Consider the following 25,314-nt stretch of genomic DNA (forward strand, 5'->3'; position numbering starts at 1 on the left):
GAAGAACCACGTGCGGAACATCCTGGAGAAGCTCCAGCTGCACTCCCGCATGGAGGCCGTGGTCTACGCGATGCGGGAGAAGATCCTCGAGATCCGCTGAGGCTCCGGCACGAGGGGCGCCCCTGCTGGGGGTCCGGGGGTTATCCCCCGGGGGATGCAGCATCTCCGAGAACACGGTGAAGAACCACGTGCGGAACATCCTGGAGAAGCTCCAGCTGCACTCCCGCATGGAGGCCGTGGTCTACGCGATGCGGGAGAAGATCCTCGAGATCCGGTAGGGCGGCGCCCCTGCGCCCCCGCTCGGCCGTTCAGCTCAGGGCGCGTACCAGCTCGGGTGCGAGCTCGGGGTGGTTCACGCGGTCCGGGACCACCGACACCGCGTCGCAGCCGACCCACTCGGCCGCCTCGCGCAGCGCCCGCGCCACCGCCGGTACGGCCTTCGGGCCGTCCAGGGTGATCTGCCGGGCGACCAGCGTGCCGCCCTCGCGCGCCGGGTCCACCCGGCCGACCAGACGGCCCCCCGCCAGGACCGGCATCGCGAAGTAGCCGTGCACCCGCTTCTGCTTCGGCACGTACGCCTCCAGGCGGTGCGTGAAGCCGAAGATCCGCTCCGTGCGCGCCCGCTCCCAGATCAGCGAGTCGAAGGGCGACAGCAGCGTCGTCCGGTGCCGGCCGCGCGGCTCGGAGGCCAGCGCCGCCGGGTCCGCCCACGCGGGCTTCCCCCAGCCCGCCACCGTGACAGGAACGAGCCCCGAGGCCTCGACCACCGCGTCGAACTGCTCGCCCTTGATGCGGTGGTAGTCCGCGATGTCCGCGCGCGTGCCCACGCCCAGCGCCTCGCCCGCCTGCCGCACCAGGCGCCGTACGCACTCGGTGTCGTCCAGCTCGTCATGGAGCAGTGCCTGCGGGATCGCCCGCTCGGCCAGGTCGTAGACCCGCTTCCAACCGCGCCGCTCGACCACCACCACCTCGCCGTGCATCAGCGCCCGCTCGACGGCGATCTTCGCGTCGGACCAGTCCCACCACTCGCCCTTGTTCTTCGCGCCGCCCAGCTCGGTCGCGGTCTGCGGGCCCTCGGACCGCAGCTGGTCGATCACCTTGTCGTACGCCCCGGCCGACAGGTCGTGGTGCCAGTGCGGGCGGTCGCGGTAGGCGCGGCGGCGGAACGCGAAGTGGGGCCACTCCTCGATCGGCAGGACGCAGGCGGCGTGCGACCAGTACTCGAAGGCGTGGGGTCGTGCCGGAAGCGCGCCATCGGAGACGCCGGTCCAGTAGGCGTCCTCGACCGTCCCGCGGCCCACGGCGCCCAGGCGCGCGTACGGGATGAGCTCGTGCGAGCGGGCCAGGACGGAGATCGTGTCGAGCTGGACCTGACCGAGGGCGCGCAGCACCCCGCGGACCCCGGACCTGCGGTCGGGCGCGCCCAGGAACCCCTGAGCGCGCAGCGCGATCCGGCGGGCTTCGTCGGCGGACAGTTCGGCGGCGGGGCGCGGCGCAGTCGTCATGCACCGCACCCTAGAACCCGGCACTGACAGCCGGGCCGCGGGTCAGGCCTGGTCGGGCCGGTCGGGCCGGTCGGGGGCCGGGAGGTACGGCAGCGGGCTCGGCAGGCCGAAGTCGGAGGGCAGCAGGGCGCCGACCCAGCAGTCGCGGAGCGTGCCCTTGTTGACGAGGCCGGCGCGCTGGACGCCCTCCAGGGCGAAGCCGACGCGCTCGGCCACCGCGCGCGACCCGGTGTTGCCGAGCTCCGCGCGCCAGACGAGACGGGTGCAGCCGAGCCCCGTGAACGCCCAGTGGGCCAGGGCCCGGACGGTCTCCGTCATGTAGCCGCCGCCCCGATGCTCCTTGCGCAGCCAGTAGCCGACCTCCCAGACGCCCGAACCGCGGCTGGTCAGCGAGATCGCGGCGAGCAGCGGGCCGCCGGCCACCGGCTCGACGGCGAAGGAGTAGTCCGAGTCCTCGCGCCAGCCGTCGGGCACCAGCCGGTTCAGGAAGAAGTCCGCGTCCTGCCGCGTATAAGGGTCCGGGACGACCGTCCAGCGCCGAATGTCCGGGTCCTGGCAGATTTCGTACACCGCGTCGGCGTCGCCGGGGACGAAGTTCCGCAGACGCAGTCGGTCGGTGGTGAGGGTGATCGGCTCCATGCCTGGATTGTGGTGAGCCGCCCGACCGGAAGCGAACACTTTTCGGGAGGTGCGGCACCTTCCGCCCACCTCGTGCGTTCTCTTTGAGGGTGGCCTTGCGGCTCGGGCACTGCGGGCCTCCCTTCGCGAGGGCGGTCTCGCTTACGATGGCCGTTGCGGTGGGGACCACCTGCCGTGCCCGCGCTCGCGTCGATCACAAGACCCAGTGCCAGGCCCGACCGGCAAGGAGACCAGCCTCAGTGTCCGTCTTCAACAAGCTCATGCGTGCAGGCGAAGGCAAGATCCTGCGCAAACTGCACCGCATCGCGGACCAGGTCAACTCCATCGAAGAGGACTTCGTCAACCTCTCCGACGCCGACCTGCGGGCGCTCACGGACGAGTACAAGCAGCGGTACGCCGACGGCGAGAGCCTCGACGACCTCATGCCGGAAGCCTTCGCGACGGTGCGCGAGGCCGCCAAGCGCGTCCTCGGCCAGCGCCACTACGACGTCCAGCTGATGGGTGGCGCCGCGCTCCACCTCGGCTACGTCGCCGAGATGAAGACCGGTGAGGGCAAGACCCTCGTCGGCACCCTCCCGGCGTACCTCAACGCGCTGTCCGGCAAGGGCGTGCACCTGATCACGGTCAACGACTACCTGGCCGAGCGCGACTCCGAGATGATGGGCCGCGTCCACAAGTTCCTCGGGCTCCAGGTCGGCTGCATCCTGGCCAACATGACTCCGGCCCAGCGCCGTGAGCAGTACGCCTGCGACATCACGTACGGCACGAACAACGAGTTCGGCTTCGACTACCTCCGCGACAACATGGCGTGGTCCCAGGACGAGCTCGTCCAGCGCGGCCACAACTTCGCCTGTGTCGACGAGGTCGACTCGATCCTCGTCGACGAGGCCCGTACGCCGCTGATCATCTCCGGCCCGGCCGACCAGGCCACCAAGTGGTACGGCGACTTCGCCAAGCTGGTCACCCGCCTCTCCAAGGGCGAGCCCGGCAACCCGCTCAAGGGCATCGAGGAGACCGGCGACTACGAGGTCGACGAGAAGAAGCGCACCGTCGCCATCCACGAGGCCGGTGTCGCCAAGGTCGAGGACTGGCTCGGCATCGACAACCTCTACGAGTCGGTGAACACCCCCCTCGTCGGGTACTTGAACAACGCCATCAAGGCGAAGGAACTGTTCAAGAAGGACAAGGACTACGTCGTCATGGACGGCGAAGTCATGATCGTCGACGAGCACACCGGCCGTATCCTCGCCGGCCGCCGCTACAACGAGGGCATGCACCAGGCCATCGAGGCGAAGGAAGGGGTGGCGATCAAGGACGAGAACCAGACCCTCGCCACGATCACCCTGCAGAACTTCTTCCTCCTGTACGCGAAGCTCTCCGGCATGACCGGTACGGCCATGACCGAGGCCGCCGAGTTCCACCAGATCTACAAGCTGGGCGTCGTCCCGATCCCCACGAACAGGCCGATGATCCGCAAGGACCAGTCCGACCTGATCTACCGGACCGAGGTCGCGAAGTTCGCCGCCGTCGTCGACGACATCGCGGAGAAGCACGAGAAGGGTCAGCCGATCCTCGTCGGCACGACCTCCGTGGAGAAGTCCGAGTACCTCTCGCAGCAGCTCTCCAAGCGCGGCGTCCAGCACGAGGTGCTCAACGCCAAGCACCACGACCGCGAGGCCAGCATCGTCGCCCAGGCCGGCCGCCGCGGCGCCGTCACCGTCGCCACGAACATGGCCGGTCGCGGTACGGACATCAAGCTCGGCGGCAACCCGGACGACCTCGCCGAGGCCGAGCTGCGCCAGGCGGGCCTGGACCCGGTCGACCACGTCGAGGAGTGGGCCGCGGCCCTCCCCGGCGCCCTGGAGCGGGCCAAGAAGGCCGTGCAGGCGGAGTTCGAGGAGGTCAAGGACCTCGGCGGTCTTTACGTGCTGGGCACCGAGCGCCACGAGTCCCGCCGTATCGACAACCAGCTCCGCGGCCGCTCCGGCCGTCAGGGCGACCCCGGCGAGTCCCGCTTCTACCTCTCGCTCGGCGACGACCTGATGCGCCTGTTCAAGGCGCAGATGGTCGAGCGCGTGATGGCCATGGCCAACGTGCCGGACGACGTGCCGATCGAGAACAAGATGGTCACCCGGGCGATCGCCTCCGCCCAGTCGCAGGTCGAGACCCAGAACTTCGAGACGCGTAAGAACGTCCTGAAGTACGACGACGTCCTCAACCGGCAGCGTCAGGTCATCTACGGCGAGCGCCGCCGCGTCCTGGAGGGCGAGGACCTGCACGAGCAGATCCAGCACTTCATGGACGACACGATCGACGACTACATCCGCCAGGAGACCGCCGAGGGCTTCGCGGAGGAGTGGGACCTCGACCGTCTGTGGAACGCGTTCAAGCAGCTCTACCCGGTGAAGGTCACCGTCGACGAGCTGGAGGACGCTGCGGGGGACCGGGCCGGCATCACCGCCGAGTTCATCGCCCAGTCGGTCAAGGACGACATCCACGAGCAGTACGACGCGCGTGAGAAGCAGCTCGGCTCGGAGATCATGCGCGAGCTGGAGCGGCGCGTGGTCCTGTCGGTCCTGGACCGCAAGTGGCGCGAGCACCTCTACGAGATGGACTACCTCCAGGAGGGCATCGGCCTGCGCGCCATGGCGCAGAAGGACCCGCTGGTCGAGTACCAGCGCGAGGGCTTCGACATGTTCACCGCCATGATGGAGGGCATCAAGGAGGAGTCCGTCGGCTACCTGTTCAACCTGGAGGTCCAGGTCGAGCAGCAGGTCGAGGAGGTCCCGGTGCAGGCGACCGCTCCCTCGCTCGACAAGGGCGACGCGGTGCCGTCCGGCGCCGGGAACGGGCGTCCGGAGATCCGCGCCAAGGGGCTCGACGCTCCGGCGCGGCCGGACCGTCTGCACTTCTCCGCGCCGACCGTCGACGGTGACGGCGGGGTCGTCGAGGGCGACTTCGCCTCCGACGACGAGTCGGGCGACGGGATGACGCGGGCGGAGCGTCGCAAGGCGCAGAAGAACGCGAGCGGTGGGCGTCGTCGCAAGAAGTGACATCGTGACGCCGTGATGGCGTGAGGTGGAGGGGTCGGTCGCCCGGTGGGCGGCCGGCCCCTTCGTCATGGGTGGCGGGCCGCCGTGCCGAGGCCGTCGAGCTCGACGGCGGCGCAGCGCCAGCGGTGGTCGGGGCCGCGCTCCAGACGGAACGCCATGGCCCGGACGCGAGGGCCGGTGGCGATGCTCGCGAAGGCCTCCATGGCCGTGCGGTGGGGGTCCAGCTGTACGGCGCAGCGGCGCATGACGGGGCGGGGGCCGAGCGATCGCAGGGGCGTCGTCGGAGCCAGCCGGACGAGCTGCTCGTACGCCTCCCCGACGGTGTGACCGAGCATCCAGTGGACCGGCCGCTCCCCGCTGAGCACCGCGAGCAGGCGCTCCGCGAAGACGGTGTGCGGGGGGAGCGCGCGGGGCGGGGTGCGGGGGTGGGTGCCCGCGCCGCCTCGGGGGCGGGTGCCGGCGGGGCCGCCCGGGGCGGTGCGGGGGCGGGGCGTGCGCGGGCGGGTGGTGGCCGTGGGCGAGAGGGGTGCGGGGGCGATGTCCGTGGCGATGTCCGTGGCGACGGGCGTGGCGGGTGCGGTGTTCATGGTGGTCATGGCGGGCCCCTGTCGTTGCGTAACCGAGTGGTACCAGTCGGTAACTTCCGTTGGGGATCTTGTACGGGTGGGGTACGAGCCCCCGCAAGGAGTCCGGGGCCGCGGGGCCGCGCCGCGGGCGAATCACCTATCAGGGTGACGCGGGGGGAAAGCGCCTCTTTAGGGGCTTGGCGGGGGCCGTCGGCGGTGGACGGGCGGGGAGTTCGGTCCGCCAGCCCGAAGGGGGACTCCGCACGTATCCTGAGGGCCTCTCCGTCTACGAAAGCGGCCAGCCATGCGCGTGTACGTCCCCCTGACCCTCCCCGGTCTCGCACAGGCGCACAAGGCGGGCGAGCTGGGCCCCGGCCCGCTGACCGCCTACGCCGTCACGCCCGCGCTGCGCGAGTGGTACGTCTCCGACGACATCGAGGAGCTGGAGTACGCGGCGCTCAACCGGGCCGCCTCCGCCTCCCTGCGGCTCATCGCCGGTGACCCCGGGGCGCCGCGGCGCCGGGTCGTCGTCGCCGTCGACGTGGCCGACAAGGACGCCACCGTGGATCCCGACCGGGGGCTCGACGCCGGGTCGATCGGCGAGGTCCGGATCGCCGGGGCCGTCGCGCTGGCCAAGGCCGCGGCGGTGCACGCCGACGCGGACGACGCCGAGGCGGACGTCACCGCGGCGGCCGCGGCGCTCGGGGCGGCGGACCAGGGCGACGACGACGCGCGCTTCGTGGTGGACGGGGCCGAGGACCACGAGCTGCTGTGGTTCGGGGTGCAGGAGATTCCCGGGCTGCTGGGGTAGCCGGGGAGCGGGACGCGACGGGACCGGGCCGGGTGCGTTGTCGGCGCCTGCCGGTACCGTTCTTCCAATGGGGAAGCACGCTAAGCATCTGGTCTGGGACTGGAACGGGACACTGCTCGACGACATCGGCGCGGTGATCGGGGCGTCGAACGCCGCCTTCGCCGAGATCGGGCTCGCGCCGATCACGCTGGAGCAGTACCGCGAGCTGTACACGGTGCCGGTGCCGAAGTTCTACGAGCGGCTCATGGGGCGGCTGCCCACGGACGAGGAATGGACCGTCATGGACGGCGCCTTCCACCGCCACTACTGGGCGCGGGCGGAGGGGTGCGGGCTCACGCTCGGCGCCGCGGAGCTGCTCGCGGCGCGGCAGGACTCCGGGCTCACGCAGTCGCTGCTGTCGCTCGCGCCGCACGCCGAGCTGATACCGCTCGTGCGGCGCCACGGGATCGCCGAGCGGTTCCTCCGGATGGACGGGCGGGTCGGCGACTCGACGGACGGGAAGTCCGGGCACATGGTGCGGCACCTGGAGGCGCTCCGCGTCCCCGCGGACCGGGTGGTCGTCATCGGCGACGCGGCGGACGACGCGGTGGCGGCGGCGCACGTCGGCGCGCAGGCGGTGCTCTACACCGGGGGGTCGCACAGTCGGGCGTCGCTGGAGCGGGTGGGGGTGCCGGTGGTCGACTCGCTGGCGGAGGCGGTGTCCGTGGCGGAGGGGTTGGGGTAGCGGTCGGACTGGGCCGGGCCGGGCTGGGTCCGGGCCGGTGGGGCGGCCCTGTCCGGTGGTGGGTGGGGCGGGGGGCCGGATCCGGCCCGGTGGGTGGTTGTGCCCACCCGTTCCGCCCCGGCGGAACGCATGCCCACAACCACCCTGGGGGCGCGTGCCTACAACCACCCCTTCGGGGTGTCAGGCCTTGGCTCGGAGGACCTTGAGGAATTCGCGCATCCAGGTGGGGTGGTCCGGCCAGGCCCGGGAGGAGACCAGGAGGCCGTCGACCACGGCCGCCGAGTCCTGGAAGGTGGCTCCGGCCGCCTGCATGTCGAGTTCCAGGGCCGGGTACGCCGTGACCCTGCGGCCCTCCAGGCCGCCGATCGCCGCCGTCAGGAGCGGGCCGTGGCAGATCTGGGCCACCGGCTTGTCCGCGTCGAAGAAGGCCTTCAGGATCTTGCGGAGCTCCGGGTCGTTGCGCAGGTACTCCGGCGCCCGGCCGCCCGGGATCACCACCGCCACGTACGCGCCCGGGTCGACCTCCGAGAAGGCCAGGTCCGCGGGCCACGTGTAGCCGGGCTTCTCGGTGTACGTGTCGAAGCCGGGCTCGAAGTCGTGGACGACGAAGCGGAGCGTCTTGCGGGCCGGGGCCGCGATGTCGACCTCGTAACCCTCCTCCAGGAGCCGCTGGTAGGGGTACATCACCTCGAGCGACTCCGCCGCGTCACCGGTCACGATCAGGATCTTCGCCATGGCTCTCCCAGGTCACAGATGGTCGGTCTGCCGTGCTGCGCCCATGCTCGCGTACACGCTGCCCCTGGCGGGGCGCTTTGCCAAGAGGACATGTGTCGCTGTCCATAACGTCAAACTTCCCCCCCTGCTTTTGTACACATACGGACCATGACGGTTCGGGGGTCGGGGGAGATAGGCTTTTGCCGTGATCAGCGCGATACGCCGAGGGGGCAGTGAAGCCCCCGGCTGCCGCCCGACCCGCGACAGCGGCCGGGCCGACCGTGCGTTCGCCGATCCCTTCCGTCCGGGCGCGCCGCGCTCTGTGGCCGATAACGACCCGGGCATCTCTCATCCGGGCATAACGTCGTCTTCGACCGGAATCACCGCGTCGTGGCGTTGTGCCCTTTCTTCCACCGACGTCACGCAACGGCGCGCGACAGGAGTCAGAGGACATGCAGACCAAGCTGGACGAAGCCAAGGCCGAGCTGCTCGAAAGGGCCGCTCGGGTAGCTGAGCACAGCCCGGTCGGGGGGCGACTTCCGACGGGGCCGGAGGGTGCCGGGGAGCGCCCGGACCGGGACACCGTGCTCGAATACCTCCAGCGCTACTACCTGCACACCGCGCCGGAGGACCTCGGCGACCGGGACCCGGTCGACGTCTTCGGTGCCGCGCTCTCTCACTACCGGCTCGCGGAGAACCGCCCGCAGGGCACCGCGAGCGTGCGCGTCCACACCCCGACGGTGGAGGAGAACGGCTGGACCAGCAGCCACTCCGTCGTCGAGGTCGTCACCGACGACATGCCGTTCCTCGTCGACTCCGTCACCAACGAGCTGTCCCGCCAGGGCCGCGGCATCCACGTCGTGATCCACCCGCAGGTCCTCGTCCGCCGTGACGTCGCCGGCAAGCTCATCGAGGTCCTCGCCGCCCAGATCCAGGGCGAGCTGCCGCACGACGCGATCACCGAGTCGTGGATCCACGTCGAGATCGACCGCGAGACCGACCGCGCCGACCTCAAGCAGATCACCGCCGACCTGCTGCGCGTCCTGTCCGACGTCCGCGAGACGGTCGAGGACTGGGACAAGATGCGCGACGCCGCGCTGCGGATCGCGGAGGGTCTCCCGGCCGAGCCCACCGCCTCCGACCTGCGGCCGACCGAGGTGGAGGAGGCCCGCGAGCTGCTGCGCTGGCTCGCCGACGACCACTTCACCTTCCTCGGCTACCGCGAGTACGAGCTCGTCAACGGCGACGCCCTGTCCGCCGTGGCCGGCACCGGCCTCGGCATCCTGCGCTCCGACCCGCAGCACGGCGCCGACGACGAGGGCCACCACGCCCACCCCGTCTCGCCCTCCTTCAGCCGGCTGCCCGCCGACGCGCGCGCCAAGGCCCGCGAGCACAAGCTGCTGATCCTGACGAAGGCCAACAGCCGGGCGACCGTGCACCGCCCCTCGTACCTCGACTACGTCGGTGTGAAGAAGTTCGACGCCGACGGCAACGTCATCGGCGAGCGGCGCTTCCTCGGCCTGTTCTCGTCCGCCGCGTACACCGAGTCCGTGCGGCGCGTCCCCGTCGTCAAGCGCAAGGTCCAGGAGGTCCTCGCGGGCGCCGGCTTCTCGCCGAACAGCCACGACGGCCGCGACCTGCTCCAGATCCTGGAGACCTACCCGCGCGACGAGCTCTTCCAGACCCCGGTCGACCAGCTCCAGTCCATCGTCACCAGCGTCCTGTACCTCCAGGAGCGGCGCCGGCTGCGGCTCTACCTGCGTCAGGACGAGTACGGCCGCTACTACTCGGCCCTCGTCTACCTGCCGCGCGACCGCTACACCACCCGCGTCCGGCTGCGGATCATCGACATCCTCAAGGAGGAGCTCGACGGCACCAGCGTCGACTTCACCGCCTGGAACACCGAGTCGATCCTCTCCCGGCTGCACTTCGTCGTCCGCGTCAAGCCCGGCACCGAGCTCGCCAAGCTGACCGACGCCGACGTCGACCGCATCGAGTCCCGGCTCGTCGAGGCCGCCCGCTCCTGGGCCGACGGCTTCGGCGAGGCGCTCAACGCCGAGCTGGGCGAGGAGCGCGCCGCCGAGCTGCTCCGCCGCTACGGCAACGCCTTCCCCGAGGGCTACAAGGCCGACCACTCGCCGCGCGCGGCCGTGTCCGACCTGGTCCACCTGGAGGCCCTCGCCCGTACGGACAAGGACTTCGCGCTCTCCCTCTACGAGCCCGTCGTCGCCGGCCCCGGCGAGCGCCGCTTCAAGATCTACAAGACCGGCGACCCGATCTCCCTCTCCGCCGTCCTGCCGGTCCTCAACCGGCTCGGCGTCGAGGTCACCGACGAGCGCCCGTACGAGCTGCGCTGCTCCGACCGCACCCACGCCTGGGTCTACGACTTCGGCCTGCGCATGCCGCTCCCGACCGGCAACGGCGGCGACTACCTCGGCGACGACGCCCGCGAGCGCTTCCAGGAGGCCTTCGCCGCCACCTGGACCGGCGAGGCCGAGAACGACAACTTCAACTCCCTCGTCCTCTCCGCCGGGCTCACCTGGCGCGAGGCGATGGTGCTGCGCGCCTACGCCAAGTACCTGCGCCAGGCCGGTTCGACCTTCAGCCAGGACTACATGGAGGACACCCTCCGCAACAACGTCCACACCACCCGGCTGCTCGTCTCCCTCTTCGAGGCCCGGATGGCGCCGGAGCGCCAGCGCGCCGGCACCGAGCTGACCGACGGCATCCTGGAGGAGCTGGACGGCGCCCTCGACCAGGTCGCGAGCCTGGACGAGGACCGGATCCTGCGGGCCTTCCTCACCGTCATCAAGGCCACCCTGCGGACCAACTTCTTCCAGAAGGCGGCGGACGGGAAGTCGCACTCCTACGTGTCGATGAAGTTCGACCCGCAGGCCATCCCCGAGCTGCCGGCCCCGCGCCCCGCCTTCGAGATCTGGGTGTACTCGCCGCGCGTCGAGGGCGTCCACCTGCGCTTCGGCAAGGTCGCCCGAGGCGGCCTGCGCTGGTCCGACCGCCGTGAGGACTTCCGTACGGAGATCCTCGGCCTCGTCAAGGCGCAGATGGTGAAGAACACCGTCATCGTGCCCGTCGGCGCCAAGGGCGGCTTCGTCGCCAAGCAGCTCCCGGACCCGTCCGTGGACCGGGACGCCTGGCTCGCCGAGGGCATCGCCTCGTACAAGACCTTCATCTCGGCGCTGCTCGACATCACCGACAACCTGGTCGCGGGCGAGGTCGTGCCGCCGCTCGACGTGGTCCGCCACGACGAGGACGACACGTACCTCGTCGTCGCCGCCGACAAGGGCACCGCGACTTTCTCCGACATCGCCAACGGGGTCGCCGAGGCCTACGGCTTCTGGCTCGGCGACGCCTTCGCCTCCGGCGGTTCGGCCGGTTACGACCACAAGGGCATGGGCATCACCGCCCGCGGCGCCTGGGAGTCCGTCAAGCGCCACTTCCGCGAGCTGGGCCACGACTCCCAGACCGAGGACTTCACGGTCGTCGGCGTCGGCGACATGTCCGGCGACGTCTTCGGCAACGGCATGCTGCTCAGCGAGCACATCCGTCTGGTCGCCGCCTTCGACCACCGGCACATCTTCCTCGACCCGAACCCGGACGCGGCCGTCTCGTACGCCGAGCGCCGCCGGCTCTTCGACCTGCCCCGCTCGTCCTGGGCCGACTACGACACGTCGCTGCTCTCCGCCGGCGGTGGCATCCACCCCCGCGGCGCCAAGTCCATCCCGGTCAACGCGCAGGTCAGGGCCGCTCTCGGCATCGAGGACGGCGTCACCAAGATGACCCCGGCCGAGCTGATGAAGGCCGTGCTCCACGCGCCCGTCGACCTGCTGTGGAACGGCGGCATCGGTACGTACGTCAAGTCCTCCGCCGAGTCGAACGCGGACGTCGGCGACAAGGCCAACGACGCCATCCGCGTCGACGGCCAGGACGTCCGCGCCCAGGTCATCGGCGAGGGCGGCAACCTCGGCGCGACCCAGCTCGGCCGCATCGAGTTCGCCCGCAGCGGCGGCCCCGAGGGCCAGGGCGGCAAGGTCAACACCGACGCCATCGACAACAGCGCCGGCGTCGACACCTCCGACCACGAGGTCAACATCAAGATCCTGCTCAACGGGCTCGTCGCCGAGGGCGACATGACCGTCAAGCAGCGCAACAAGATCCTCGCCGAGATGACCGACGAGGTCGGCACGCTCGTCCTGCGCAACAACTACGCGCAGAACACGGCCCTGGCCAACGCCGTCGCGCAGTCGCCCTCGCTGCTCCACGCCCACCAGCGCTTCATGCGCCGCCTGGGCCGCGACGGCAGCCTCTCCCGCGAGCTGGAGTTCCTGCCCAACGACCGGCAGATCCGCGAGCTGCTCAACAACAGCCGGGGCCTCAGCCAGCCGGAGCTCGCCGTCCTCCTCGCGTACACCAAGATCACGGTGGCCGACGAGCTGATCGGCACGGAGCTCCCGGACGACCCGTACCTGCGCGGGCTGCTCCACGCGTACTTCCCGACGCTGCTGCGCGAGAAGTTCACCGAGGCCGTCGACGGTCACGCCCTGCGCCGCGAGATCATCACGACGGTCCTGGTCAACGACACCGTCAACACCGGTGGCTCGACCTTCCTGCACCGCCTCCGCGAGGAGACGGGCGCGTCGATCGAGGAGATCGTCCGCGCGCAGACCGCGGCCCGGGTGGTCTTCCGCCTCAGCCAGGTCTGGGACGCCGTCGAGGCCCTCGACAACCAGGTGCCCGCCGACGTCCAGACCCGGATGCGGCTGCACTCCCGCCGGCTCGTCGAGCGCGGCACGCGCTGGCTGCTCAACAACCGGCCGCAGCCGCTCCAGCTCAGCGAGACCATCGAGTTCTTCGCGGATCGCGTCGAGGAGGTCTGGACGCAGCTCCCGCAGCTGCTGCGCGGCTCGGACCTGGAGTGGTACCAGTCGATCCTGGCCGAGCTGACCGAGGTCGGCGTGCCGGAGGAGCTCGCGCTGCGGGTCGCCGGCTTCTCGTCCGCCTTCCCGATCCTCGACATCGTCGCGATCGCGGACCGGACGGGCAAGGAGCCGCTCGCGGTGGCCGAGGTCTACTACGACCTGGCCGACCGCCTGCGGATCACCGACCTCATGGACCGGATCATCGAGCTGCCGCGCAGCGACCGCTGGCAGTCGATGGCCCGCGCCTCGATCCGTGAGGACCTGTTCGCGGCGCACTCGGCGCTGACCGCGGACGTCCTGACCGTGGGCAACGGCACGACGAGCCCCGAGGAGCGGTTCAAGGCCTGGGAGGAGAAGAACACGGCGATCCTGGGCCGCGCGCGGACGACCCTGGAGGAGATCCAGGGCTCGGACACCTTCGACCTGGCGAACCTGTCGGTGGCCATGCGGACCATGCGCACGCTGCTGCGGTCGCACAGCTGATCGTGACGTGAGGAAGGGCCCCGCCGGTGTTCCGGCGGGGCCCTTCTCCTTTCTCTGCGCTCTTCAGCTGTCGGCAGGGGTGGTCACCGTCTCCTTCCACAGCCGGCGGGCGGCGAGCAGGGCCGCCGCGAGCAGCAGGCCGTTGCGGAGCACCATGACGGTGAGGCCGGAGGGGGTGCCGGCGAGGACCTCCAGGTACAGGACGGGGTACGCGAGCGAGCTCAGCGCCGCCGCCGGGAGCAGCAGCAGGGCCGCCGGGCGCATCACGGTGCTGCGGGAGGTCAGGCAGACGGCGGCGAGCCCGAGCAGCCAGACCATGTACTGGGGGCTGATGACCCGGCTGGTGACGGTGAAGAGCAGCACGGCGGCGAAGGCCGCGTCGAGCGGTGTCGCGGGGGTCCAGCGCCGGGCCCGGACGCGCCAGAACAGCAGCCAGCCGAGGGCGATGACGGTGAGCAGCAGGGCGAGGTGCCCGAGGGTGGAGACGTACGGGCCGAGGTACTCGAAGGAGCCGTAGCGGAACTCGACCCGGCCCGGCCAGATGTCGGCGGCCCGGGCCAGCGCGAGGGCCGTGCCGCCCAGGGACTCGACCTGAATGCCGCGGTTGCCCTGCTGGCGCAGGAAGCCGAGGGAGTCGTCGAAGAGCAGCGCGAGGGTGGCGAGGAGGGCGAGCGCGGCGACGACGGCGGCGGTCCAGGCCTCGCGGGTGGTACGGCCCCGGGGGGTGCCGATCAGGGTGAGCACCGGCCAGACCTTGACCATGGCGCCGATCCCGGCGAGCGCCCCGCCGAGCTGGTGGGCGGCCGTCGAGCGGGCGTTGACGGCGAGCAGGGCGAGGACGGCGAGGGCGGTGGTGTGGACGTCGTACCGCGCGAGGGGGAGGTGCAGGAGGAGCGGGAGGCCGCAGACCCAGAACCAGGCGCCGTGGGTGACGCGTTCGCTGTCCGCGCGGGCGAGGGCGAGGGTGACGACCGCGTCCGCGAGGAGGGCGAGGGCGACGAAGGCCTGGAAGTAGGTGAGGGAGGGGACGATCCCCGGGGCCATGATCACGAGGCCCGCGCCGGGCGGGTACTGCCAGGTGACGTCGCCGGGCGGGAAGGTTCCGGACGCGAACTGCCCGTACCAGTACCGGTAGAGGTCCACCTCGCGGCCGACCCCGCCGATGCCGAGGTCGTCGCGGAGGAGCAGCAGGAGCATCCCGGCGCGGGTGAGGAGCCAGACGACGGCGAGGGCGAGGGCGGGGCCGCGGCCGACCGTGACGAAGGTGGCGGAGGTGAAGGTGTCCGAGTCGAAGGGGGACTTGGTCAGGGAGGGGGGAGGGGGTGCGGTGGCGGGGGACGCGGGGGATGGGGGAGCGGTGGTGGGGGATGCGGGAGCGGCGGGGGTGCGGGGCTCGGTGGGTGACGGAGCGTCGTTCCGGGCCCGGCGACGCGGCGGCTGCGGGTGATCGTTCGTCATCCCCCGGCACTCTAGTCCGTTATGCCCTATTTCTTAGGAGTTGCCGCCCTCGTGCCTGTGAACTCCTCGTACGCCGCCACCACCTCCTTCGCCGGACCGTCCATCCGCAGCGTCCCCGCCTCCAGCCACAGCGCCCGCTCGCAGGTCTCCGTGATGGTGGAGTTCGAGTGGCTGACCAGGAAGACCGTCCCCGCCTCCGCCCGCAGCTCGTCGATCCGCCGCTGGCTGCGCCGCCGGAAGTGTGCGTCGCCGGTCGACAGGGCCTCGTCGATGAGCAGGACGTCGTGGCTCCTGGCGGCGGCGATCGAGAAGCGCAGCCGGGCCCCCATCCCGGAGGAGTACGTCCGCATGGGGCGGGAGATGGCGTCGTCCTTCTCGTTGATGCCGGAGAACTCGACGATGTCGTCGTAGCGCTCCCGCACCTCCGCGCGGCTCATGCCCATCGCGAGGCCGCCCAGGACCACGTTCCGTTCGCCGGTCAGATCGCTCATCAGGGCCGCGTTGACGCCGAGGAGCGAGGGCTGGCCCTGGGTGTAGACCTGACCCCGCTCGACGGGCTGGAGGCCCGCGATGGCCTTCAGGAGCGTCGATTTCCCCGAACCGTTCGAACCGATCAGGCCGATCGCCTCGCCCCGGTACGCGGCGAAGCTGACGCCCTTCACGGCGTGGACCAGGCGGCCGCCGGCCGGAGTCGTACGGCCGCGGCGCAGCATCCGGCCGAGGGCGGCGGTGGCGCTGCCCCGGCCGCCGGGGTGCCCGCCGTGGACCGTGTAGGTGATGTGGACGCCGTCGACCACGACGGTCGGGGTGCGGGGGTCCGCGTGGGTGGTGTCCTGTGTGTCAGCCACGGCCGTACGTCTCCTCTGCCTTCCAGAACCAGATGAAGCCGCCCGCGAAGGCCAGCAGGGCCCAGCCGACGGCCAGTGCCCAGACGTGCGGCGGCAGCTGGGCCGCCGTGTAGCTCTCGATCAGCGCGAAGCGCATGAGGTCGATGTAGACCGCCGCCGGGTTGCACTGGAGGGCCAGCACCACGGCGTCCGGGAAGCGGCCGGCGCCCGCCAGGTTCTGGATCGAGAACATGACGCCCGAGGCGTACATCCAGGTGCGCAGCACGAACGGCATCAGCTGGCTGATGTCCGGGGTGCGCGCCGCGAGCCGCGCGAGGACGAGCGCCGCGCCGGTGTTGAACAGGGCCTGGCAGAGGAGGGCCGGAACGGCGAGCAGCCAGCTCCAGGTGGGGAACTCGCCGCAGCAGACGAGGATCGCGCCGAGTGCGGTGAGCGAGAGCAGCAGCTGCTGGAGCTGCTGGAGCGCGAGGGAGATCGGGAGGCTCGCACGCGGGAAGTGCAGGGCCCGGACGAGGCCCAGGTTGCCGCTGATCGCGCGGGTGCCGGCCAGGACCGTGTCGGAGGTGAAGGTCCACACGAAGATGCCGGTGAGCAGGAACGGGACGTAGTCGGGGACGCCGTGCTTGGCGTTCATGAGGACGCCGAAGATCGCGTAGTACACGGCCGCGTTGAGGAGCGGGGTCATCACCTGCCAGACCTGGCCGAGCCGGGCCTGGCTGTACTGGGCGGTGAGGCGGGCGGTCGCGAAGGCGGTGATGAAGTCGCGGCGGGACCAGAGCTGCCGGACGTAGGCGGGGAGCGAGGGGCGGGCCCCGCTGACGGTCAGGCCGTGGCGCAGGGCGAGCGCGCGCAGGTCCTCGGGCGGGGGCGGGGGCTGGTGCCGGTCGTCTCGTACGGGTGGGGCGAGGGTCGTGGTCACGCGGGCCGCTTTCGACGAAGGGTGCGGGTGTCGTCGGCGATGGAACGGGTCCGTATCGTCGCTACGTGGAGGTTAGGACGCTCACACGTCGGAACGCAACCGTATCGTCGTCACGTCACCGTTGGTTAGGATGCCGTTCATGACCGAACCGACCCCCCGCCGCGCCCCCGCCGGAGCCGCCGTACTCCGCGAGGACGTGACCGAGGCCATCCGCGCCGCCGTCTTCGAGGAGCTCGCGGCCGTCGGCTTCGCCCGGATGTCCATCGAGGGCATCGCGCGCCGCGCGGGCGTCGGCAAGACCGCCGTCTACCGGCGGTGGAAGTCCAAGCTCTCCCTCGTCCTCGACCTGGTCGGCGCCTTCGCCGTCCAGGGCCTGCCGGTGCCCGCCACGGGCTCGCTGGACGGGGACGTGCGCGCGCTCCTGGAGATGGCCTCGTACGCCCTGCGCCACCCGGTCGCCTCGCGGGTCATCCCCGACCTGCTCGTCGAGGCCGCACGGCAGCCGGAGATCGCCGACGCGATCCGGGAGGCGCTGCTCGACGGCCAGCAGGGCGTCATGACCCGGATCGTCCGCGAGGCCGTCGCCCGCGGCGAGCTCCCCGAGGGCACCGACCCGGCCAAGGCCCTCGACCTCGTCGTCGGACCGCTGTACTGGCGCCTCGTCGTCGTCCGTACGGCGCTGCCCGCGGAGTACGTGGACGAGCTCGCGCGCGCGGCGGTGGCGGCGCTCAAGGCCTGAGGCCGCCCGGGAGCACTACTCCACCGCGCCCGCCGCCACTACTTCACCGCGCCCCGCCGCCACTACTTCACCGCGCCCGCCGCCACTACTTCACCGCGCCCGCCATCACCCCGGACGCGAACTGCCGCTGGAACGCGAAGAACACCGCCAGCGGCACCACCATCGACAGGAACGCCCCCGGCGCCAGCACGTCCACGTTGTTGCCGAACTGCCGGACCTGCTGCTGGAGCGCCACCGTGATCGGCGGCGACTGCGAGTCAGCGAAGATCAGCGCGATCAGCATGTCGTTCCACACCCACAGGAACTGGAAGATCCCCAGCGAGGCGATCGCCGGACCGCCGAGCGGCAGCACCACCCGCGTGAAGAGCCGCACCTCGCCCGCCCCGTCGAGCCGCGCCGCCTCCAGGAGCTCGCGCGGGATCTCCGCGAAGAAGTTCCGCAGCAGGAAGATCGCGAACGGCAGGCCGAAGGCGGTGTGGAAGAGGACGACGCCGACCGTCGTCTCGAAGAGCCCGACCGCGCCGAACAGCTTCGACACCGGGACCAGCGCGACCTGCACCGGGACCACGAGCAGGGCCACCACCCCCAGGAACCACCAGTCCCGGCCCGGGAAGTCCAGCCACGCGAAGGCGTACCCGGCGAAGGAGCCGAGGACGAGGACGAGGAGCGTGGCCGGGACGGTGATCAGGACGGTGGAGAGGAGCGAGCCGGTGATCGTGCCGTTCGCGAGGAGGTGCGCGTAGTTCTCGGTGGTCAGCCGGGCCGGCGCCGTGAACACCTCCCACCAGCCGCTCGCCGCGATGTCGGAGGGCGAGCGGAGGGAGGAGAACAGCAGCCCGACCGTCGGCAGCAGCCAGAGCAGGCCGGCCAGCACGAGGAAGACGCGGACGCCGCCGCCGGCCGCGCGGGCCGCCATCCGGGAGGCGAGGGAGGCGCGAGGGGCGCGGGACGGCGGCGGGCCGGGAGCGGCCGGCGGGGTGGACACGGCCGTCGGGGCGGGCGAGGTCATCGGCGGGTCTCCCTTCGAATGCGGCGGATGTTGACCGCCATCACCGGCAGCACCAGCAGGAGCAGCACGACGGCGATGGCCGAGCCGACCCCGAGGTCCGCGTCCGTGCCGAAGGACGAGCGGTACAGCTGGAGCGCGAGCACGTTCGCGTCGTCCTGCGCCGAGCCCGGCGCGATGACGAAGACCAGGTCGAAGACCTTCAGCACATTGATCATCAGAGTGACGAGGACGACTGCGAGGATCGGGGCCAGGAGCGGGACCGTGATCCTGCGGAACACCTGCCACTCGTTCGCCCCGTCCACCCGCGCCGCCTCCAGGAGTTCGCGGGGCACGGCCGCGAGCCCGGCGCCGATCAGCACCATCGCGAACCCGGCCCACATCCACACGTACGCCCCGATCACGGCCGGGGTGACGAGCGAGGGGCCCAGCCACTCCACGCCGTTGTACTGCTCCCGGAAATTGCTCGCGGGGAGGCGGAGTACGGCTCCGTCGGCGCGGTCGGCGGGCAGGGTGAAGGTGCCGTCGGCCGCCGCCGTGGCCGTGGCGACCACCGTGCCGTCCCGTACCGCCTCGATCCGCAGCCCGGCGAGGCCCAGTTCGGCGGGGTCGACGACGTTCGGCTTTCCGCCGCCGCCCCGGGTGAAGTCCAGCCAGGCCGTTCCGGTGATCGTCCCCTCGGGCGGGGGAGCGGGCTCGTGCGCCGGGCGGGCCTCCTTCGGCATCCGGCCGGGAGCCACCCCGACGAGCGGGAGGAGGACGGGCTCCCCGGCGTGCACCGCCTCCTTGGTGACGTACGCACCCCTGTCGCCGTCGCCGCCACCGGCCGCCGTGAGCGGGTGCACGGGGAGCGGCCGGGCACGGGGGAAGCCCGAGGACTCGGCGAAGGTGTCGTGGACCCCGACCCAGACGGCGTTGGCGACCCCCCGGTCCGGGTCCTGCTCGTAGACGAGCCGGAAGATGATCCCGGCCGCCAGCATCGAGATCGCCATCGGCATGAAGACGACCAGCTTGAACGCCGTGCCCCAGCGGACGCGTTCGGTGAGGACGGCGAACACCAGGCCGAGCGCGGTGGCGACCGCGGGGGCGAGAACCAGCCAGATCAGGTTGTTCCGCACGGCGGTGCGGAGCGAGTCGTCGGTGACGAGCGCGAGGTAGTTGTCCAGGCCCACGAAGGAGGAGCCGGAGCGGTCGAAGAACGAGCGCTGGACGGAGTACCCGATCGGGTAGACGACCAGCGCCCCGAGGAGGAGCAGGGCGGGGAGCAGGAACCCCGCCGCGACCGTCCTGCTCCTCCCGTTCCCGTTCCTGTTCCTGTTCCTGTTCTTGGTGCTGGTGCTGCTGGTGCTGTGCCTGCTCTTGGGGTCGGTGCGGGGGGTCCTCGGCATGCCCGTACCTCAGCTCTTCGCGGCGGCCCGGTACGCCTTCGCCGCGTCCGCCTCCAGGCGCGCCTGGGCCCCGGCGATGTCCTTCGGGTTCTTCAGGAAGTCCTGGAGCGCCTTCCACTCGCCCTTGCCCGGGGTCCCGCCGAAGGACTGCGGCATCTGGTCCGACATGTCGAAGCGGAAGTCGTCACCGGCGCCGACGAGGGCCTTGGCGATCTCGCGCTGGACGTCGTTCGGATACGCGGACGGGTCCAGGTTCTTGTTGGGGGAGAGGAAGCCGCCCTCGGCCGCCCAGATCCGCGCCGCGTCCGGGGAGGCCAGGAAGGCGAGCAGCGCCTGCGCGCCCTTCGTGTCCTTCAGCGCCACGGCCGCGTCGCCGGCCGTCACGACGGGCGCGATGCCGCCGCCGACCGCCGGGAACGGGAAGGCCTTCGCGTCCGTACCGATCTTCGCCTCCGTCTGGGCGATGTTGACGGCCGCGAAGTCGCCCTCGAAGACCATCGCCCCCTTGGGCTGGTCGCCGCCCGTGAACGTCTGGGTGACCGAGACCGGGTACTCGGTCTGGAGCGCGCCGCTCGTCCCGCCCGCCAGCAGCGCCGGCTTCCCGAACAGCTCGGCGAGCGTGGTGAGGGCCGCGGTGACCGAGGGGTCGGTCCACTTGATCTCGTGCTTCGCCAGCTGGTCGTACTTCGCCGGGCCCGCCTGGGAGAGGTAGACGTTCTCGAACCAGTCGGTGAGGGTCCAGCCGTCCGCGCCGCCGACCGAGACCGGGGTGACGCCGGAGGCCGAGACGGTCTCGGCGGTGGTGAGGAACTCCTTCCAGGTCTTCGGCTCGGTCGCGCCCGCGTTCTCGAAGACCGCGGTGTTGTACCAGACCAGGGACTTGTTGGCGGCCTTGAAGTAGACCCCGTACTGGGTGCCGTCGACCGCGCCGAGGTTCTGCCAGCCGGGCGAGTAGTTCGCGGCGAGCTGGGCCTTGGCCTCGGGGCCGACCGGCTTCAGCCACTTCTGGGCGGCGGCCTGCTGGATCGCGCCGACCTGCGGCAGCATCGCCACGTCGGGCGGGGAGCCGCCGGCGATCTTCGTTCCGAGGAAGTTCACGATCGGGTCCTGGGCCGGCACGAACGTGACGGTCGCGCCGGTGCGCTTCTCGAACTCCTTGAGGACCTTGGTGAAGTTCTCCTGCTCGGGGCCCGTCCAGACGGCGGCGACCTCGATCTTCTCGCCCTTGAGGGAGGTGCCGGGGGTGGACGTGGCGTCCCCCGGATCCTCGCGCGCCCCGCCGCCGTCGCCGCCACCGCAGGCCGCGAGGGCCAGTGCGGTGAGCGCCGTGAGCGCCGTGATGGTCACTGTGGTCTTGCGTGGACGAAGAGTTGTACGCATCGCTGCCCCGTCTCTCCCGTGCGCGTCGCTGTCCCGTGCCGACAGGTCTACGCCGGGTGACGGAGCCCCCGCAATACCGCCTTCCGTGTCAAGTGGGTGATCGTGACTCCCTCGTGACGTGCCGTCAGGTGCGAGTGGCGGGCGCGAGCGGCGGTATGGGCGTCGCCTCGACCGAACGGGCGGCCCGGTCGAGGGCGCTCGCGAGGAGGGCCAGATCCGTCGGGCCGTTGCCGAGCTCGCGGACCGGGCGGCGGGTGGGCGGGTCGCCCATCCGCTCCCACTCCAGCGGGACGACGACCGGGCGGAGCGTCGCCGTCCGCGGGATGCGACCGGTCACGCGGCCCGCCTGGAAGGGGGTCACGCGGCCGTCCGGATGGCCGAGCCTGCCCCGCCCGGCCGCCGGTACGTCCGGGCCGGGGGACACCGGGGGCGCGTCGAGCACGATCCGCAGCCGGGCCCCGTGGGCCAGCTCCGTGTCGGCGGTCCGGTCCGGTCGCGACGAGGTCGCGACCAGGTGCACCCCGAGCCGCTCGCCGTGCCGCGCGACGGCCTCCAGGGCCCGCACGACGGACCCGGCGGCCGGCCGGCCGGGGGCCCCGAGCGCGGGGGCGACCAGGGCGTCGAAGTCGTCGACGAGGACGACGAGCCGCGGCAGCGGCCCGGCGCCCGCCGCCCGGGCGGAGCCGGACTCGCCGACGGTGGGCCGCGGAATCCGCCCACCGGTCGGGTCGGCGGCCCCGGGCTGCTCGCTGGAGGGGTGCGGTACGCGGCCGCTCGGGTGGTCGGCGAGGTCGCCGTCGCCCGTGCGGAGGGTGCGGCTGCTCGGCCGGTCGTCCAGGGACCCGCCCTCGCGCCGGGGGAGCCGCCCGCTGGGCGTGTCGGCCAGGAAGCCGGTCCCACCGTCACGCGCCACGCGCCCGCTGGAGCGGCCCCCGAGGTCGTCCGCGCCGGGGTACGGCACGCGGCCGCTGGAGCGGTCCTGGAGGCTGCCGTCGCCCGTGCGGGGCACGCGCCCGCTGGAACGTCCGCCGAGGTCGTCGGCGCCGGGGTACGGGACCCGGCCGCTGGAGCGTTCCTGGAGGCTGCCGTCGCCCGTGCGGGGCACGCGCCCGCTGGAGCGGCCCCCGAGGTCGTCCGCGCCGGGGTACGGGACCCGGCCGCTGGAGCCGTCGTGGAGGCTGCCGTCGCCCGTGCGGAGCGTGCGTCCACTGGAGCGGCCGCCGAGCTCGTCCGCGCCCGAGTACGTGATCCTGCCGCTCGGGCGGCCGCCGAGGTCGCCGTCGGGCGTACGGGCGCCGCGCGCGCTCGGGAGCGCGCCGATCGTGCCGTCGCCCGTGCGCAGGGTACGGCCGCTCGGACGGTCCGTCAGGTCGCCCGCTTCGGACACGCGGACGGTCGCGCGGGCGCCCTGCGGCACGGATTCCGCGGCGCTCGGGGAGCGCTGGCCGATCAGCCGGTCGGCGGCGGGCGCGGTGCGGCTCCCGCGCCGGTCGGCGAAGTGGCCGTCGCCCAGGAGCTCGGCCCGGCGCTTCAGCTCGGCGCCGAGCGCCTGCGCGAACTCCCGCATCCGTACCGGATCGGAGGCGACCAGGTGCTCGGTGACGTGCGGCAGCTCCGTACAGACCGCGAGGCCCTCGCCGCGCTCGCCGCCCGCCCCGTCCACGAGGAGCAGGCCCAGCCGGTCCGGGCGGCCGCCGGCCGCGAGGGACGCGGCGATCGAGCGGAGCAGCTCCGTGCGGCCGCTGCCCGCCGGTCCCTCGATCAGCAGGTGCGGGCCCTCCTGGGTGAGGTCCACCGACAGCGGGCCGCGCGGGCCCGCGCCGAGCACGGCCGTCCCGTCGCCGGCGGAGGCCCAGCGGGCCAGCAGGGAGGCGGGGGTCGCCCGGGCGAGGCCGAGCTCGTCGAGCAGGCGGGCCGACGGGGGCAGCGCGGCGGCCCGGCCGTGCGGCGCCGCCGCCGTCTCCGTACGCAGCGGGGCGAGGGCCCGGCCGAACCGGTCGGCCCAGGCGACGGAGACCGCGTCGACGATGCCGACGGTGCCGTGGCCCGCGACCCGTCCTCCGGAGGTGCGGACCAGCCGCAGCGCCGTCGCGACGTCGCCGCTCAGGAGCGCGGCGGCCCCGCACTCGCGGAAGGCGAGGGAAGCGGCGCAGGCCGCCTCGTAGGTGGCGGCCACCGGCGATTCCGGGGTGGCCGAGGGTGCCTCGGCGAGGCACAGCAGGTGGATGCCCGCCGCGGCCCCGGCGCCCGCGAGACGCGCGACGGTCTCGCGCAGCGCGGCGGAACCGGGGTCCCCGTCGACGATCACGACCGTCGCCGCGCCCGTGTGGCGCGCGGCGGCCTCGGCGACGGACGCGCGGTCGGCGCTGGGCCAGCCGGGACCGAGGGGACCGTCGTCGAGCCGCCGGGTCAGCTCGGTCGTCCGGGCGTGGGCCTGCTCGCGGTCGTACGCCAGGAGCAGGCGGCAGTCCTGGCCGTGGGCCGGGCGGACGTGCGGGAGCCAGCCGAGCCAGCCCCAGGCGCGGCGCCGCTCCTCAAGGGAGCGGTTCCGGTCGGCGCTGATCAGCACGATCTCCAGGTCGGAGGGGGAGTGCAGGGCGGCGAGCTGGGCCACGACGGAGCGGGCGAGTCCGGCGAGCCGGTCGGCGGGGCCGGCGAGACCGAGGGAACCGGCCTCGCGCAGCCCGACGGTGACCGGCACCCCGGAGAGTTCGGCGCGGTCGGTCGTGCCGAGCCGGACCACCAGGGACTCGGGATGGTCCTGGGCCCGCTCCCAGAGGCGGGGGCCCGGGCCGAGGGCGGCGAGCAGGACGGTGGCCGGGTCGGGCCAGGTGCCGGCCACGGGGCCGGGGCCGGTGGCCGCGTCCCGTCCGGCGGGGCCCGGACGGCCGCTGCTCAGGGCACCGGCGGGGGCGCCCGCGTGGGTGTCCGGGGCGGTACGGGGGTCGGCCTCCCGGGCGGGGAGCTCCTCGCGCCCGCCCGCGAGGCGCCGGGCCCAGGCGCCGAGCCCGCGCTTCCCGCCCGCGCGGCCGGGTGCCGGGGACGGTGCGGCGCCCTGGCGGCCGGACTCGCGGGTCCTGCTGTGGGCCTCGCCGCCGGCGTGGTCGTGGGGGCCCTCGGGCTCCTCCGCGCGCGCGTGGCCGGGGGAGCCGGGGCGGTCGCCGTAGGGCTCGGCGGCGTACGGATCCGCGTACACGTCGTCGTGGCGGGTGCCCTGGGGGGCGTGGTGAGAGGCGTCGTACGGGATGCCTCGCGCGCCGCCGTGGGTGGTGTCGTCGGCGGGGAGTCCGGGAAGCCCCGGAGAACCGGGAGATCCCGGAGGTCCCTGTCGTCCCGCGCGTCCCGAGGGCGCGTCGGGACCGGCGGGCGCCGGCGTCCCGTCCGGCCCGGCAGCCCCGCGCGCGACGCGCAGGTGGCCCTCGCCGTCGGGGGCCGTCGCCACCGTCTCCGTACCGTCGGATCCGTCGCCGGGGCCCGTCAGGCGGAGGGCGGACTCGCCGAGGCGCAGCAGGGAGCCGGGGCGGAGCCGGACCGGGCGGTCGCCGACCGGCACGCCGTCGAGCGTCGTCCCGTTCGTCGAGCCCAGGTCGGAGACGGTGACGCGGCCGTCGTCGCCGACGATCACCGTGCAGTGCGCGCGCGAGACGTCCGGGTCGTCGAGCGGCACGTCGGCGTCGACGGAGCGGCCGATTCTGATCGGTCCGCCGTGCAGCAGGTGCACCCCGCCCGCGTCCGGTCCCGCCACCACGTGCAGCCGGGCGGACGCGGCCTCGCCGAGCCGGTCGTCGGGGCCGGGGACCTGGAGCGAGAGGACGGCGCCGTCGACGAGCGGAGGCTCGCCGAGCACACAGCGCCTGCTGTCGAGCCGGTCCCCGCCCGCGTAGAGCACGGTCGTGCCCGAGGCGGAGGTGTCGGGGCCGGTGACGGCGGCGGCCAGACCGGAGGCCACGGCGGCGAGCGCCGTCCCGGCGGGGGCCGTGACGAGCACGTCGCAGGCGCGCCCGGCGCCGTGGCCGCCGTGGCTGCCATGGCCGGAATGCGGCGCGAGGACGGTCAGCCGGATCTGCATCGCCGTCAGCGGTCCCTTCTGCGCGAGATGCCCGGCAGGGGAACCGCCCTGTGACTCCCCCCACCCGGCACGGAC

General features: G+C 72.7%; 17 protein-coding genes and 1 pseudogene. 7 read left to right on the forward strand and 11 right to left on the reverse strand.

Annotation, left to right across the window (positions count from 1 at the left end; all coding sequences use genetic code 11):
• The coding region (locus ACZ6K0_RS42090; protein ID WP_469578773.1) for a LuxR C-terminal-related transcriptional regulator at positions 1-100 on the forward strand (100 nt) is incomplete at its 5' end.
• Positions 101-161: 61 nt separating this feature from the next.
• Positions 162-278 (forward strand): annotated as a pseudogene (locus ACZ6K0_RS42095) (response regulator transcription factor); the annotation flags it as partial.
• Positions 279-308: 30 nt separating this feature from the next.
• Here ACZ6K0_RS42095 and ACZ6K0_RS42100 read toward each other — a convergent pair.
• Both ACZ6K0_RS42100 and ACZ6K0_RS42105 read right to left on the reverse strand, forming a co-directional pair.
• On the reverse strand, positions 309-1,505 hold the full coding sequence (locus ACZ6K0_RS42100) for a winged helix-turn-helix domain-containing protein (protein ID WP_469236072.1): 1,197 nt from the start codon (positions 1,503-1,505) through the stop codon (positions 309-311).
• Positions 1,506-1,547: 42 nt separating this feature from the next.
• Positions 1,548-2,144 (reverse strand): GNAT family N-acetyltransferase, encoded by a 597-nt coding sequence (locus tag ACZ6K0_RS42105; protein WP_469236073.1) that lies wholly within the window; start codon positions 2,142-2,144, stop codon positions 1,548-1,550.
• A gap of 239 nt (positions 2,145-2,383) precedes the next feature.
• Here ACZ6K0_RS42105 and secA point away from each other — a divergent pair, with 239 nt between their 5' ends.
• Positions 2,384-5,197 (forward strand): preprotein translocase subunit SecA, encoded by a 2,814-nt coding sequence (gene secA / locus ACZ6K0_RS42110; RefSeq protein ID WP_376405265.1) that lies wholly within the window; start codon positions 2,384-2,386, stop codon positions 5,195-5,197.
• Positions 5,198-5,262: 65 nt separating this feature from the next.
• Here the strand turns inward: secA and ACZ6K0_RS42115 are convergent, their stop codons facing one another.
• Positions 5,263-5,793, reverse strand: a complete 531-nt coding sequence (locus ACZ6K0_RS42115; protein ID WP_469236074.1) for an Rv3235 family protein — start codon at positions 5,791-5,793, stop codon at positions 5,263-5,265.
• A 274-nt stretch (positions 5,794-6,067) separates the two neighbouring features.
• Between ACZ6K0_RS42115 and ACZ6K0_RS42120 the strand changes: the two genes are divergently transcribed.
• Together ACZ6K0_RS42120 and ACZ6K0_RS42125 are read left to right on the forward strand one after the other, a co-directional pair.
• Positions 6,068-6,574 carry a DUF6912 family protein gene (locus ACZ6K0_RS42120; protein WP_376405269.1) on the forward strand — a complete coding sequence of 169 codons (507 nt, stop codon included), beginning with the start codon at positions 6,068-6,070 and terminating at the stop codon, positions 6,572-6,574.
• 67 nt (positions 6,575-6,641) lie between these two features.
• The gene (locus ACZ6K0_RS42125; protein WP_376405271.1) at positions 6,642-7,298 is read left to right on the forward strand and encodes an HAD family hydrolase; all 657 of its coding nucleotides are present in this window, start codon (positions 6,642-6,644) and stop codon (positions 7,296-7,298) included.
• Positions 7,299-7,478: 180 nt separating this feature from the next.
• On the opposite strand, the gene ACZ6K0_RS42130 is transcribed toward ACZ6K0_RS42125, so the two are convergent.
• Positions 7,479-8,033 carry a DJ-1/PfpI family protein gene (locus ACZ6K0_RS42130; protein WP_376405273.1) on the reverse strand — a complete coding sequence of 185 codons (555 nt, stop codon included), beginning with the start codon at positions 8,031-8,033 and terminating at the stop codon, positions 7,479-7,481.
• Between the two features lie 431 nt (positions 8,034-8,464).
• On the opposite strand from ACZ6K0_RS42130, the gene ACZ6K0_RS42135 reads away from it, so the two are divergent.
• Positions 8,465-13,432, forward strand: coding sequence for an NAD-glutamate dehydrogenase (locus ACZ6K0_RS42135; RefSeq protein WP_376405275.1), 4,968 nt, complete (start codon positions 8,465-8,467; stop codon positions 13,430-13,432).
• 63 nt (positions 13,433-13,495) lie between these two features.
• Here ACZ6K0_RS42135 and ACZ6K0_RS42140 read toward each other — a convergent pair whose 3' ends face one another.
• From ACZ6K0_RS42140 to ACZ6K0_RS42150, 3 genes are read right to left on the reverse strand one after another with little or no spacing between them, the layout of a single operon-like run.
• Positions 13,496-14,890, reverse strand: coding sequence for a glycosyltransferase 87 family protein (locus tag ACZ6K0_RS42140; RefSeq protein ID WP_469236075.1), 1,395 nt, complete (start codon positions 14,888-14,890; stop codon positions 13,496-13,498).
• A gap of 26 nt (positions 14,891-14,916) precedes the next feature.
• Complete coding sequence (locus tag ACZ6K0_RS42145) at positions 14,917-15,738, reverse strand: ABC transporter ATP-binding protein (RefSeq protein WP_469236076.1); 822 nt, start codon at positions 15,736-15,738, stop codon at positions 14,917-14,919.
• On the reverse strand, positions 15,731-16,657 hold the full coding sequence (locus ACZ6K0_RS42150) for an ABC transporter permease (protein WP_469236077.1): 927 nt from the start codon (positions 16,655-16,657) through the stop codon (positions 15,731-15,733). The genes ACZ6K0_RS42145 and ACZ6K0_RS42150 overlap by 8 nt, the downstream gene beginning before the upstream one ends.
• Before the next feature lie 139 nt (positions 16,658-16,796).
• Here ACZ6K0_RS42150 and ACZ6K0_RS42155 point away from each other — a divergent pair, with 139 nt between their 5' ends.
• The gene (locus tag ACZ6K0_RS42155; protein WP_376405283.1) at positions 16,797-17,396 is read left to right on the forward strand and encodes a TetR/AcrR family transcriptional regulator; all 600 of its coding nucleotides are present in this window, start codon (positions 16,797-16,799) and stop codon (positions 17,394-17,396) included.
• An 85-nt stretch (positions 17,397-17,481) separates the two neighbouring features.
• Here the strand turns inward: ACZ6K0_RS42155 and ACZ6K0_RS42160 are convergent, their stop codons facing one another.
• The 4 genes from ACZ6K0_RS42160 to ACZ6K0_RS42175 form a co-directional block, all read right to left on the reverse strand.
• The gene (locus ACZ6K0_RS42160; RefSeq protein ID WP_469236078.1) at positions 17,482-18,405 is read right to left on the reverse strand and encodes a carbohydrate ABC transporter permease; all 924 of its coding nucleotides are present in this window, start codon (positions 18,403-18,405) and stop codon (positions 17,482-17,484) included.
• On the reverse strand, positions 18,402-19,790 hold the full coding sequence (locus ACZ6K0_RS42165; RefSeq protein ID WP_469236079.1) for a carbohydrate ABC transporter permease: 1,389 nt from the start codon (positions 19,788-19,790) through the stop codon (positions 18,402-18,404). The genes ACZ6K0_RS42160 and ACZ6K0_RS42165 overlap by 4 nt, the downstream gene beginning before the upstream one ends.
• Positions 19,791-19,799: 9 nt before the next feature.
• Complete coding sequence (locus ACZ6K0_RS42170; RefSeq protein ID WP_376405289.1) at positions 19,800-21,170, reverse strand: ABC transporter substrate-binding protein; 1,371 nt, start codon at positions 21,168-21,170, stop codon at positions 19,800-19,802.
• Between the two features lie 124 nt (positions 21,171-21,294).
• On the reverse strand, positions 21,295-25,239 hold the full coding sequence (locus ACZ6K0_RS42175; RefSeq protein ID WP_469236080.1) for an FHA domain-containing protein: 3,945 nt from the start codon (positions 25,237-25,239) through the stop codon (positions 21,295-21,297).
• Positions 25,240-25,314: the final 75 nt, after the last annotated feature.

The organism is Streptomyces sp. NPDC042346, from assembly GCF_055581845.1.